Origin of the sequence: Runella sp. SP2 (assembly GCF_003711225.1) — a bacterium.
In the GTDB taxonomy this organism is placed as follows: Bacteria; Bacteroidota; Bacteroidia; order Cytophagales; family Spirosomataceae; genus Runella.
Genome location: NZ_CP031030.1, coordinates 373110 through 386237 on the forward strand (window position 1 = coordinate 373110; position 13128 = coordinate 386237).

Genomic DNA, 13128 nt, shown 5'->3' on the forward strand with positions numbered 1-13128 from the left:
GGTATTTTTAAAAAGTAAGCGGCTGCCCTTTTGGGGCAGCCGCTTACTTTTAGAATCAGGTTCGAATCAAGTTACGAAATCGACGCGCCTGACCACACTTCTTTGTGGGGCTGGAGTAGCGATAGGCTGCCGTCGCGGTCTTCGGCCATGAGAATCATCCCGTTAGATTCTTGTCCCATGATTTTGCGAGGGGCGAGGTTGGCGATGAACGTCACTTGGCGACCAATCATTTCTTCGGGTGAAAAATGTTTGGCAATTCCGCTCAGAATCGTGCGTTTTTCAAAGCCATCGTCCACCAAAAATTTCAATAATTTATCACTTTTAGGAACGCGTTCGGCTTCCAAAATGGTACCGATGCGAAGGTCTAATTTGGCAAAATCGTCGAACTGAACCGTTGGTTTAAGTTCAGGGACGGATTTGGTCGCTAATTCGTTCATTTTCTTTGCGTCGTGCAGTTTTTGTACTTGTTTTTCGATGACCGAGTCCTCGATTTTTTCAAACAATAAGAAAGCTTCGCCAATGGCTTGGCCTTCTGCCAACAGGTCGCTTCTGCCCGCTTCTTCCCACTGCTGTTGGCTGAGCGACAGTTGGTTGCGCAGCTTTTCGGCGGTAAACGGCAAGAAAGGCTCGCTCACGATGGCCAGGTTAGCGGCAATCTGAAGCGCAATGTGCATGATGGTATTTACGCGCTCGGCGTCGGTTTTAATGACTTGCCAAGGCTGGGTTTCGGCCAAGTATTTGTTGCCCAAACGCGCCAAATCCATCAACAACGCCAAGCCTTCGCGGAAACGATAGTTTTCGAGGGCATCCCCAATTTTGACGGGGAGTTCGGCCAATGAAGCGAGCGTCTCACGGTCAAAATCCGTTAACTCACCCAAGGCAGGAACGCTACCGTTGCAGTATTTGTGCGTTAAGACAACGGCACGGTTGACAAAATTGCCGTAAATCGCTACCAACTCGCTGTTGTTGCGGGTTTGGAAGTCTTTCCACGTAAACTCGCTGTCTTTGGTTTCGGGAGCATTGGCGGTCAATACGTAACGCAGAACGTCTTGTTTGTCAGGAAGTTCCTCTAAATATTCGTGCAACCAAACGGCCCAGTTGCGAGAAGTTGAAATTTTATCGCCTTCCAAATTCATAAATTCGTTGGCAGGAACATTGTCGGGCAATAAATATTCATCTCCCATCGCCATGAGCGTAGCGGGGAAAATGATGCAGTGAAACACGATGTTGTCTTTGCCAATAAAGTGAATCAGCTTCGTATCTTCGTTGTCCGACTTTTTCCACCACGACTCCCAGCCTGCATCGGTGCCATTCTGCTGAATCAACCAATCTTTGGTGGCCGAAATGTACCCAATCGGCGCCTCAAACCACACGTAAAGCACTTTTCCGTCGGTATCGGCAAGGGGTACTTTGATGCCCCAGTCTAGGTCGCGGGTCATGGCGCGTGGCCGAAGACCTTCTTTTAACCACGACTGACACTGACCAAATACGTTGGTTTTCCATTCGGTATGGCTTCCTACGTATTTTTCCACGTCGGGTTGCATTTTGTCCAAAGGTAAGTACCAGTTTTTGGTCGATTTTAAGACAGGTTTTGAGCCCGAAAGTGTCGAATGTGGTTCTTTTAACTCCATTGGACTGAGGGCGGTTCCGCAGCGTTCGCACTGGTCACCGTAGGCGTTAGGGTTTGCACAAACGGGACAAGTTCCAACGATGTAGCGGTCGGCCAAAAACTGTTGTGCTACCTCGTCGTAATATTGTTCGCTGGTTTCTTCTACGAAGCCGTCTTTGTCGTAAATAGTCTTAAAAAACTCCTGCGACGTGCTGTGGTGAACAGGCAGGCTCGTGCGAGAGTAAACATCGAACGAAATCCCAAAATCAGCAAACGATTGCTTGATTTGCGTATAGTACTTATCGACTACTTCTTGGGGCGTAATTCCCTCTTTTTTTGCACGGATGGTGATGGGTACACCGTGTTCGTCGGTGCCGCTTACAAAAGCTACATTGGCACCTTTGGCACGTAAGTACCGCACGTAAATATCGGCAGGAACATAACAACCTGCTAAGTGACCAATATGGATAGGGCCGTTGGCGTAAATGAGGGCCGCCGTAACGGTGTATTTCTTACTCATGGGATAATAAGTCAAATTTGAGGCTGCAAAAATAGTAAAATAGCGTGGGAATGGAGAATTGTTTAACTTTGATGCAGTGCCAATTTTGAGTTAACTATGAAAAATTTTATACAACAGTTGTACTTGGCAGGAAGTATGTTGGCGTTGGGAATCGCGCTGGAGCGCTGTACGCCCAAAGAAACGCCCGTTTCTGTACCCCAAGCGGCCTCGTTTGATTTGCTTCAAGACCGTATTTTGACGCCCACTTGCGCCACTGCGGGCTGTCATGCGTCGGAGCAGACGAGCACATTTGCGCAACACGGTTTGGTGTTGGCCAAGGGAAAATCGTATGATTTTTTGGTAAACAAAGACCCTAAAAACACCAATGCCCGCACTGACAAACTAAAGCTAGTGACGCCTTATTTTTCGCTGCAAAGTCTTTTTTATCATAAATTGGTTTGGGGAGACAGTGGTCACCACAGTGGATTAAGTTACGGGAATCCCATGCCGCTCAACGGAAAAGCGCTTTATAAAGGACAAATTGAGTTTGTGCGGCGGTGGATCGAAGCGGGCGCTCCTCGTACGGGTAGCGTAGTGGATACCACACTCTTGAATGACAAAACACCAAGTTTTTAAGGTATGTGCGTGGCGTGCGTCGGGGTACTCATACCCCGACGACCTACTTGCGCAGGCTACTCAGCGGGGTATGAGTACCCCGCTGCACAGTTGACGACCTATTTGCGCAGGCTATTCAGCGGGGTATGAGTACCCCGCTGCACAAATACTTAAAACCAGTACTTTATTTTGTCGCGGGTACGTTTGAAACGAAGCGCGGTACTTTCGGCGGGTTCGCTCAGAATACCTTTGTAATAAGCGTTTTGGGTTGAGCGCTGAAATTGAAGGTAATAATCAAAAAACGTACGAGCTGAAATTCGCCATTTTTGGTAAAACTGCTTGCTACCGTCGTTCTTTTTGATGCGCGATACGCTCTTCGACATAAAGTGATAGACAAGACTATCGCCGATGCCCCTAAAGTTACGTACTCCTACGGCCCAAAGTTTTCTGCAAATATCAGGGTCGGAATACATGCCAGGACTAAATTCGACGCTGAAGCCGCCAATCAAATTCCACATCCGTCGGTGCATGATACTTGGTGGGTAATTGGCGCCCTGCCAGTCGGGAATAATCAAACTCGACCATTCATTCAGCAATTGTTCTTCCTTAAAATTCTCGACGCTATCGCCATAATTATGCGGAGAAGAAACATTGCCGCTGTGTGCGTCAATGCGTTCAATCATGGTTGATGAAAAGTAAAAATCGTCGCTTCCATAATCCGTTACAGCCCGAAAAAGCCGCTTGTCCCATTCGGGGCACACATACATATCGTCGTTGATATAGACGATATAATCGGCTTTAGAAAGCGTAAAAGCGGCATTGCAAGCAACGCAGATTCCGACATTTTCGGCCGTGTGGGTGAAGTCAAGCTGTTGTTGTTTGGCCCAGGCCACAGTGCCATCGGAGCCGTCGTTGATGTGGAGAATAATCTGGTGGTTGTAAGTGGAGTTTTTGCGGATGCTCTCAACGCAAAGTTTGACCAGTGAAAGATTATTCCAAGTAGGAATGAGGATGGAGAAAAGTGGTTTTTCTCCATCCGAGTGTTGTTCATAATGGATGTGCATACGTCGTAAGAATGGTGTAATGATTTATTCTAATTTTTTTATTTCTACATAAAAATTAGGGTCTATCATCACAGCGCTTGCCTTAGCGACTTTGAGTGTTTTCCAATCAGAATTTGGCTGTAGTGTCTTCCAATTATCGCCAATTTTTAATTTTACTGGCATCTCAAAACCTGCTACGCAATTGCTCCAGCGATACGAAAGTTGTTTGCCTTCGAGTTTGTACTCTAACGTTGGAATGCGAACATCGCGGAGATACTGGTCAAACACTTTCGACAGATTTATTCCCGCTTGTGCGCTCATATACTCTTCAATTTGTGGTGACGTAACGGTCTGGTGGTAAAACGTCTTATTCAATCCGCGCAAGATGCCGCGCCACTTCTCGTCGTCGTTCACAATTTGTCGAATGGTATGGAGCATGTTTCCGCCTTTGTAGTACATATCGCCCGAGCCACTGTGATTAACACCATATACGCCAATAATCGGCTTGTCGTTGCGAATTAATTTCCGACAACCAATCACATATTCCGCCCCCGCTTGCTTACCGTGGTGATACTCAGTGTATAAGTTTTCCGAATAATTAGTAAAACTTTCGTGGATCCACATGTCTGCTATGTCTTTGTAGGTAATATTATTGGCAAACCACTCGTGCCCTGATTCGTGGATGATGATAAAATCCCACTTCAAGCCCCAGCCCGTTGCCGAAAGGTCGCGGCCGAGGTAGCCGTTTTGGTAGCCGTTGCCGTACGTCACTGAGCTTTGGTGTTCCATGCCCAAATAAGGTACTTCGACGAGTTTAAACCCATCTTCATAAAACGGATACGGCCCAAACCAATGTTCAAACGCTTTGAGCATCGACCTCGCTTGTTGGAATTGGACTTTGGCTTTTTCTACGTTTTCGGGTAGTGCATAAAACGACAGGTCGAGTTTCCCTTTTTCGCCTTCAAAGGTTTCGCTCCAGCTCACGTAGTTGCCGATGTTTACGTTTACGCCGTAATTGTTGATGGGATTCTGAACATACCAATGAAAAGTGCGCCACCCGTCGGCGTTGTTGGTAATACTACTTAAACGCCCGTTGGAAACATCCGTCAGGCCTGGCGGCACCGTGATGCTGATTTTCATGCTGTCGGGCTCATCATACATGTGGTCTTTGCAAGGCCACCACACACTCGCTCCCAAGCCTTGGCAAGAAGTTGCCACAAATGGTTGCCCATTTTGGTCACGCTTCCAAGAAAAACCACCGTCCCACGGAGCACGTTTCGCGATGCGAGGTCGGCCACCATAATACACCGTGATTTCTTCTTGGGCATTGGCTTTTTGGGGTTTTGTCAACGTGATAAAAAAAGCGTCACCATCGCGCTTGTAAGTGAGCTCCTGACCGTCTTGTGTAATTTTAGAAATCGTTAGGGGGCGTTGAAGGTCGATTTGGAGCACTTGTGAAGGCTGAATTACTTTGTAGCGAACAGTTACACTGCCGCCAATCGTACTATCGGCAGGGTTGATGCGGGTGTTGAGGTGATAAAACTGCAAATCCCACCAAGCACGTTCTTTGGTAATGCTGCCCCGCAGCGTATCGTCGTGCGTGAAGGTGTATTTTTGGGCGAAAAGGGTGAAGGAAAAAATAGAAAATAGCAGAGCTAGACGAAAAATTTTCATATTAGAAGAGCGCTTGTAGTTTGCCTGGGAATCCAGTTTGGGATGAAAAATGCTTTTGATAAAGCAATAATACCAGTTTGTAGGGCAAAAAAAAATCCGAGCGGGAAGCCCACTCGGATTTTTAACCTTTACTCAACGTTATGAAAAACTCTATAGCTTAGACTATAGGTCGAATACAAGGTCACAATTTTTTTTTATTTTTTTTAAAAAGTTTTAAAAAAATAGTACCCAAGTCGAAAAATCTTCTGAAAAACGAGTGAATTTGTGGGCTGCATGGGCAGGTACAAACAAAAAATCGCCCGTTTCTACTTCGGTCACATTTCCTTCTAACTCAAACGTTGCGCTCCCTGATGCGATGATGTAAGCTTCGTCGCGGTCGTGGGGAGTTTGTTTGTCCGCAAGGTGTGGTTTGTAAAGTTCCACTTCTAAGTTGCTACGCCGAAACAACGAGATAAATTCCTCGGGGTGTTGACTGAGTTTTTGAGACGCTTCTGCCAAGCTAATTTTGTTTGCGAACATGATGGTAGTAAGTGAACCTTAAATCAACGGAAAATAACGCTCTTCCAACACTCGTAAGTGGTGAATGGGGTGGCCAATCAACACAAACCCTAAAGCTAAGGGAGAAATTTGCTGGTTAAAACTAACGCCCGAACGGTGGAACATCTCGTCGCTGAAACTTTTAAAAAGTGCGATGGTTGACTGACGAACTACGGCAAATTCATCCAGCAAATCGTCCAACGTGCGTTGGTTAGCGGTGGTGTTGGCACCGAACAAATCTTCGTCGTATCCTGGCAGACTCGTTTTGTCGTTGCGGGCAAAACGCATTGCTCGATAAGACATAATGCGCTCGTTATCAATCAAATGTTGGATGATGTCCTTGGCCGTCCATTTGCCAGGTGCATAGACTTGGTCGCCAAGTGCCTCCAGTTTTTCTTTGATTTCGGGCGCGTGATAAAGGCCAGCCGTTGCCTCCAGACCGTCGATGATGTCAATGTCATCAACGAGCAAGATGTAGCGGTCAAAGAACTGGGGCATGTGTTGGATGTCGGAACGTTTCATGAGGGTAGGTGAGTTAAATGTTCGGGTAAAGATACATTTTTACTGAATTCATTCCCCACGGGAGTTTCGCGAACGGTACGTAGCGGAATCAGCCCCGACCAAATCGGCAGTTCTTGGTCTTCTTCGTCGTCTTTAGGCATTCCTGTGCGTAGCTTTGCCGATGCTTCTGCAATGGGAAACGACAAAACGGTGGTTTTACGAACTTCGCTTTCCGTCATGGGGCGCAGGTATTCCCAACTGTTTGGGACAATTTTTTCTGTGACCCAACGGAGTGCGTCCCATTTAAGGGTAGCGTCTTCTACTTTTTCGGCGTTAGAAAAAACCACGACCGAACGATAATTGACCGAATGATGAAAGGCTGATTTGGCCACCACCAAGGCATCAGTCAACATGACCGAAATACAAACGGGAACGCCTTTTTCTAGTTCTCGAATAAAATGACTCCCTACTGAACCATGAATATAAATACGGTCTTCGTAGCGGGCAAATGCCGTAGGAAGTGCAAAAGGTTGTCCGTCGATGGTAAAACTTACGGTACAAAACATCGATTCGTCCAAAATCGAATAAACGGTTTCTTCGTCGTACTGAGCGCGTTTGGCCAAACGGCTTGGAGTTGTGCGTGGTGTTGGCTGCATGGGTTGGTTTTTTTTTGACAAAAGTATATCTTTACTGGATTGCTATACGTGTCCACTTTTAATAAAGTAAGTAGTCCACTTTTTAACCTAAACAAACGATGAAAACCAAAAACCTATGGGTGTTTTTAGCGGGGATAAGTACAGCCTTTGCGCAAGCTCCCAACAAAGCCCACGAAAGTGTTATCAAGGAAATTAACCAAAAAGAAAAGCAGTACGGCGTGCTCTCTAAGCAAATTTGGACGTTTGCCGAAGTAGGGTACCAAGAAGTCAAAAGCTCGGCCATTTTACAAGATCAGCTTCGTAAAGAAGGCTTTAAGGTACAGTCGGCCGTGGCAGATATGCCTACCGCTTTTGTGGCGAGTTTTGGCGAAGGCAAACCCGTGATTGGTATTCTGGGGGAATTTGATGCGCTCCCAGGGCTTTCGCAAGACTCGATTCCCGTCAAAAAATCAATTGGAGGCATTGCAGGTCATGCCTGTGGGCACCACCTGTTTGGGGTAGGTTCGTTGGCGTCGGTGGTTGCCATTAAAAACTGGTTGGTGCAATCAGGACACAAAGGAACGATTCGGTTTTACGGTACACCTGCCGAAGAAGGCGGGTCGGGAAAAGTATATATGGTACGCGATGGTTTGTTTAAAGACGTGGACGTGGTATTACACTGGCATCCAGGCGATAGCAACAGCGCAAGCTCTTCGTCGTCGTTGGCGAACAAATCGGCCAAATTTCGTTTCAAAGGCATTTCGTCGCACGCTGCGGCTGCCCCTGACCGCGGGCGCTCGGCTTTGGATGGGGTAGAGGTGATGAATTATGCCGTCAATATGATGCGTGAACACATTCCGTCGGCTACCCGAATCCACTACGTGATTACCAACGGCGGGAAAGCGCCAAACGTTGTTCCTGATTTTGCCGAAGTGTATTACTACGTTCGGCACCCGAGTCGTCAATACGTGGCTTCGATTTGGGATCGCGTTCAGAAAGCGGCTCAGGGGGCAGCACTCGCAACGGGTACGACGGTAGAAGAAGAGGTGATTGGAGGCGTACACGAAATTTTGCCCAACGATGTTTTGTCACAACTCATGCACGAAAATCTGAAGGGTATTGGGGGAATGAAATATACGCCCGAAGAGTTGAAATATGCCGAAGAAATCAGCAAAACGCAAGGAATGGGGATTCGTGCGTTGAGTTCGGTTGAAACGATTGAACCATTGGCCAACGAGGGATTAAGCAGCGCTTCGACAGACGTGGGTGATGTAAGTTGGGCGGTGCCAACGGTCGGTTTGCGTACGGCTACGTGGGTGCCAGGTACGCCCGCCCACAGTTGGCAGGCAGTAGCGGCGGGTGGCACGAGCATCGGCCGAAAAGGGATGATAATTGCAGCCAAAGCGTTGGCAACGACGGCCATTGATTTGTTCCAAAATGAAAAGATTATTTCGGAAGCCAAAGCCGAATTTGAAAAACGTCGCGGTGCTGATTTTACCTACAAAGCCTTAGTCGGCGACCGAAAACCAGCCCTTAATTACAGAGATTAATCATTATGCTTGTCCATCAGCTACAATTATCTATTGATAAAAACGCCAAGCAGCCTGCGTATTTGCAATTGGCCAATCAGCTGATTCAGTTGATTCGGACGGGTGAGCTGCGGGCGGGGCAAAAATTGATTGGTACTCGATCATTGGCCGAACTGCTTGATATTCACCGAAAAACGGTCGTGCAAGCCTATGACGAACTGTTGGTACAAGGTTGGCTAGAAAGCAAAACGGGCAGCGGGACGTACGTAGCTGAGACGTTACCCGAAGTTGAACCCCAAAAACTGAGTAAACAGACGCTCGAAAAAGTAAATCCTGCCAAAAAAGCAGGGTTTACTTTTTCAGAACCACTCCACCTGCGTCGCGATGTGCTAACGTCGGGGTATGCTTTGCATTTGGACGATGGTTTTCCTGATCCGCGCTTGGCGCCGCTCGCCGAATTAAGTCGCGTGTATCGAAGTCAATTACTGTTGGGGAATCAGTATGTAAAATTGGGCTACGGAGATACCAAAGGGTCGGGTTGGTTGCGACAAGAACTTTCGACCTATTTGAACGAAACCCGTGGACTTAAAATTACGCCCGAAAATATCCTGATTACGCGTGGCACGGTCATGGGCATCCACTTAGCGAGCGCGGGGTTGGTACAACGCGGTGACGTGGTCGTGACGGGAAAAATGAGTTGGGGAACGGCTACGACCAATTTTGTACAGGCGGGCGCGCACATTGAGCAAATTGAGGTGGATGAATATGGGCTGGTTGTAGAAGAGCTGGAAAAACTATGCCAACGTAAACCTGTTCGTTTGGTTTATGTAACCTCCCACCACGACTATCCGACGACCGTGACTCTGCGCGCCGACCGCCGATTGAATTTACTGAAATTGGCTGAAAAATACGGTTTTATTGTCTTTGAAGACGATTACGACTACGATTTTCACTACCTAAGCAAGCCCTTATTACCGTTGGCGAGTGCCGACCGCGCGGGCATGGTGCTGTATTGTGGGTCGTTTACGAAAGCCATTTCGCCCGCCTTTCGGGTGGGGTATTTGGTGGGGCCAGAGGATGTCATTGCGCATTTGGCACGCCTGCGGCGGATCATCGACCGACAAGGTGACTTGATGCTGGAAAATACCGTGGCCGAACTCCTTCAAACGGGCGTCATAGAACGGCATTTGCGAAAATCGCTGAAAGAATACCGCAAACGGCGGGATGTCTTTGCCGAATTACTTCAAAATGAATTGAGCGATTATGTACAGTTTCAACTTCCCGACGGCGGCATGGCGATTTGGACGTTGTTTGATAAAGGTGTTGATATAGAACGTTTTGCAGAACGTTGCCTCAAACAAGAGCTCTTTTTTTCCAACGGGAAACACCTTCACCCAACCCTCAATGGCACGCGACTGGGGTTTGCATCGTCGAACGAAGAGGAATTGGTAAGATGTGTGGAGGTAATGAAGCGAAACCTTTGACGTTTAAGCATACTCACTTGGTGAAATACCGTACCGTTCGCTAAATACTTTAGAGAAGTACGGTAAACTTTCAAAACCCACTTTATAAGCTATTTCTGAAACGGTTCCTGCGTTGGTTTGGAGCATATCAGCTGCTATTTGGAGACGATAGTTTCGAACGTATTCGGTTACGGTTTGGTTGGTGAGCGCTTTCAATTTACGACGTAGCTGCACGGACGTTAAGCCCATTGCTGCGGCAAACTGGTCAACGTCAAAGCTACTTTCGGTATAGTTTTTGGCTAAAACGTCGGTTACTTTTTGTAAAAATAAGTCATCCATCGACGCTGCTGGAACGACTTCGTCGGCCACCTGAGCTACTGGAGCCAAATGAGCGTACTTTTGTTGGAGCAATTGTTGTTTTTTGAGCAAATTCTGGATTCGCACTTGCAACTCTTCCGTATAAAACGGTTTCGACAGATAATCGTCGGCACCTATCTCAAGCCCTTCGAGTCGGTCGTTAAGCGTAGCTTTTGCAGTAAGCATCACGACAGGAATGTGATTGGTACGAATGTCAGTTTTGAGGGCTTTACAAAAGCCAAACCCATCCAGCCGTGGCATCATAACGTCACAAATAACAACGTCAGGAATTAGTTCGGTAGCCATTTGGAGACCGATTTGGCCGTCTTGCGCTTCTTCAATTCGATACGTACTGCTAAAAATACTTCGGATATAGTGGCGCAAATCGGGGTTGTCTTCGACAATAAGTAGGAGTGGAGCTTCGCTATTTTTATCGACAACAGGAGCTTCGATTGAGCTTGAAACACTAGATTCAAACACCATTGGTGCACCCAATTTTTCAACAGTTGTTTGACTAGCATGAACAAACTCACTCCAATGGGCAGCATCGCAGGGGAGAGTCACGACAAAAGTGGTTCCTTTTTCGGGCTTGCTTGTCACGTCAATCGTCCCTCTGAGGGCTAAAACCAATTCTTTCACCAAGGCCAATCCAATACCCGTCCCTTCGTAGTGGCGTCGTTGGCTGTCATCAATTTGGTAAAAACGGTCAAAAATTCGGTGAAGTCGTTCGGCATCAATTCCAATCCCGTTGTCAGCCACTGTTAACGTAAGGAGTGCGCCTTTCTCATTACCTTCTCCTTCGGGAGTAGTGTACTGTACATTCACTTTTACGCGCCCATTTTCATTGGTAAACTTAAAAGCATTAGACAATAAGTTGGTGACGATTTTTTCCAGTTTATCCTCGTCAAAATAGGCAAGGCATTTTTGATGACTTTGCGTTCGTTCAAAAATGATTTGTTTGCTTTGCGCGAGCGACTCAAAGGACGCAAATTGGTAACGTAAAAAATGGGCTACGTCGCCATACTGAATGATGGGTTCTAGCTTCCCAACTTCGAGTTTAGAAAGGTCAAGGAGTTGATTGATAAGGTTTTGGAGGCGAGATAGGTTTCGTTGCATGATAGGAATCATGCCTTCGGTGGGGTATTTTTTGCCTAGCTCAGCCAACGGGCCAACGAGCAGGGTTAGGGGGGTGCGAAACTCGTGCGAAATATTGGTAAAAAAGCGCGTTTTGGTTTCGTCCAACGCCATCAATCGTTCGGCTTCTTTTTGCTCAAAAGACAAGCGTCGCATTAATTCTTCGCGTCGTGTTTTTTGGCGGTAATAAACAAAGTAAGCACCAAACAAAACGATGGCAAGTACCAAAGAGACGGCCAATATCCAAAAACGCGCATTCTGTGCTTGTTCATTTGCAAGTTCGGCTTGAAGCTTGTTTTTTTCTACGTCAAACCGTACTGAAGCTTCTGAGGTAATGGCTTTAATTTCTTGTTCATTGCTAACAATTAATTCTTCATAATATCTTTTTCGGTGATAATAAGCGCTTTTAAAATCTCCTATTAACGAATCGGCAATCATGCGATTGTTGTATAATGATGCGACCAAAGCGTGATAGTCACGCTTGTCGGGGTCAGAGTTCAGCGTGAAAATTGCTTTATCAAAATACCGTGCAACGTCTGCTTTATTTCCTTTTACGCCCGCTACCTGGCACAAATTCCCATAAGCCTTGGCAATATCGCCCAACCCTTTGGGTTTGTAACGTTGCCGATATACTAGCTCTTGCTTGAAATAAGGCTCTGACTGGGCAGGGTTAGGGGAGGTATTGAGGATGATTTCGCCAATATTACCATTGATAGTTCCAATTTTCAAGCTATCTCTGCGCAGTCGTACTTGGGCAATCGCCAATTTGTTGTACTTAATGGCTTGGCTATATTGCTTTAAATAGACCAAACAGTTGGCGTAATTTTTGTAAAACTCAATTCGATAACGGTCAATAGGGTCTTTGGCTAAATACTTCTCTCCTTCTCTAAAATATTTGATGGCCGTCTTAAAATCAGAGACCTGGTTCATGTAGTACGTTCCGAGGCGGTTGAGCTTGTGGTCTGCTAACAAGACATTGTCATAGCCTATTTTCCTAAAAAACAGGTCCGCCGTAAGGAAATGATTGACGAGGGTGACAGAATTGGCACGATCGTCGTAGAGGATTATGCCCATTCTAAATTCTATATAAGCTCTAATTCGGTCGGTTAAAAGGGTTTGGGGGAGTTTGGCTAACTCATCCAACAATTTTTTCATTTCTAAATACTTAGAGCTAGGCTTGGGAACTGGTTTAAAGGTAAAGTACCTGAGGGTTAGATAATTGTTAAAAATACGGAGTGCCTTGTCTTGCGATTGGTTGGCGTAGAGCTCAATCGCGTTCAAATCAGCAGCCATCGAAGCGCTGTCAGGTTCTTCGTTTGCCCAAATAAAGTGCATTTCAAGACTGTCTAACCGAGCTAGGTCTTTTAGCTTTAAAAATGAAGCTATCTTGGGGCTTTGAGCGTTCAAAGGCGTAGCACTTGATGACCCCAAAAATAGGAGAATGAACAGGATGGATGCTGCTAAACGTTTATTTTTAAAGGGAGAAAGAGTAGGCATTGGTCACAATTGAAGTTTTTGCATGGGTTTTTAAC

General features: G+C 46.5%; 10 protein-coding genes. 3 read left to right on the top strand and 7 right to left on the bottom strand.

The features are described from left to right. Positions 1-71 precede the first annotated feature (71 nt). The gene (metG, locus tag DTQ70_RS01500) at positions 72-2129 is read right to left on the bottom strand and encodes a methionine--tRNA ligase (RefSeq protein WP_122929168.1); all 2058 of its coding nucleotides are present in this window, start codon (positions 2127-2129) and stop codon (positions 72-74) included. A gap of 96 nt (positions 2130-2225) precedes the next feature. Between metG and DTQ70_RS01505 the strand changes: the two genes are divergently transcribed. Beyond that, positions 2226-2744, top strand: coding sequence for a hypothetical protein (locus DTQ70_RS01505; RefSeq protein WP_122929169.1), 519 nt, complete (start codon positions 2226-2228; stop codon positions 2742-2744). A 149-nt stretch (positions 2745-2893) separates the two neighbouring features. On the opposite strand, the gene DTQ70_RS01510 is transcribed toward DTQ70_RS01505, so the two are convergent. The 5 genes from DTQ70_RS01510 to DTQ70_RS01530 form a co-directional block, all read right to left on the bottom strand. Then, positions 2894-3787 (bottom strand): glycosyltransferase family 2 protein, encoded by an 894-nt coding sequence (locus tag DTQ70_RS01510; protein ID WP_122929170.1) that lies wholly within the window; start codon positions 3785-3787, stop codon positions 2894-2896. 24 nt (positions 3788-3811) lie between these two features. Next, the gene (locus tag DTQ70_RS01515; RefSeq protein WP_122929171.1) at positions 3812-5440 is read right to left on the bottom strand and encodes a M1 family metallopeptidase; all 1629 of its coding nucleotides are present in this window, start codon (positions 5438-5440) and stop codon (positions 3812-3814) included. A 213-nt stretch (positions 5441-5653) separates the two neighbouring features. Then, on the bottom strand, positions 5654-5959 hold the full coding sequence (locus DTQ70_RS01520; protein WP_122929172.1) for a cupin domain-containing protein: 306 nt from the start codon (positions 5957-5959) through the stop codon (positions 5654-5656). An 18-nt stretch (positions 5960-5977) separates the two neighbouring features. Beyond that, the gene (locus tag DTQ70_RS01525) at positions 5978-6499 is read right to left on the bottom strand and encodes a DinB family protein (RefSeq protein ID WP_122929173.1); all 522 of its coding nucleotides are present in this window, start codon (positions 6497-6499) and stop codon (positions 5978-5980) included. Beyond that, the gene (locus DTQ70_RS01530) at positions 6496-7134 is read right to left on the bottom strand and encodes a pyridoxamine 5'-phosphate oxidase family protein (protein ID WP_122929174.1); all 639 of its coding nucleotides are present in this window, start codon (positions 7132-7134) and stop codon (positions 6496-6498) included. Before DTQ70_RS01530 ends, DTQ70_RS01525 begins: the two co-directional genes overlap by 4 nt. 98 nt (positions 7135-7232) lie before the next feature. On the opposite strand from DTQ70_RS01530, the gene DTQ70_RS01535 reads away from it, so the two are divergent. Further along, positions 7233-8663: an amidohydrolase gene (locus DTQ70_RS01535; protein ID WP_122929175.1), complete on the top strand. Its 1431-nt coding sequence runs from the start codon at positions 7233-7235 to the stop codon at positions 8661-8663. A 5-nt stretch (positions 8664-8668) separates the two neighbouring features. Further along, the gene (locus DTQ70_RS01540) at positions 8669-10126 is read left to right on the top strand and encodes a PLP-dependent aminotransferase family protein (protein ID WP_122929176.1); all 1458 of its coding nucleotides are present in this window, start codon (positions 8669-8671) and stop codon (positions 10124-10126) included. Positions 10127-10129: 3 nt separating this feature from the next. On the opposite strand, the gene DTQ70_RS01545 is transcribed toward DTQ70_RS01540, so the two are convergent. Next, the gene (locus DTQ70_RS01545) at positions 10130-13093 is read right to left on the bottom strand and encodes an ATP-binding protein (protein WP_122929177.1); all 2964 of its coding nucleotides are present in this window, start codon (positions 13091-13093) and stop codon (positions 10130-10132) included. Between the last annotated feature and the right edge of the window lie 35 nt (positions 13094-13128).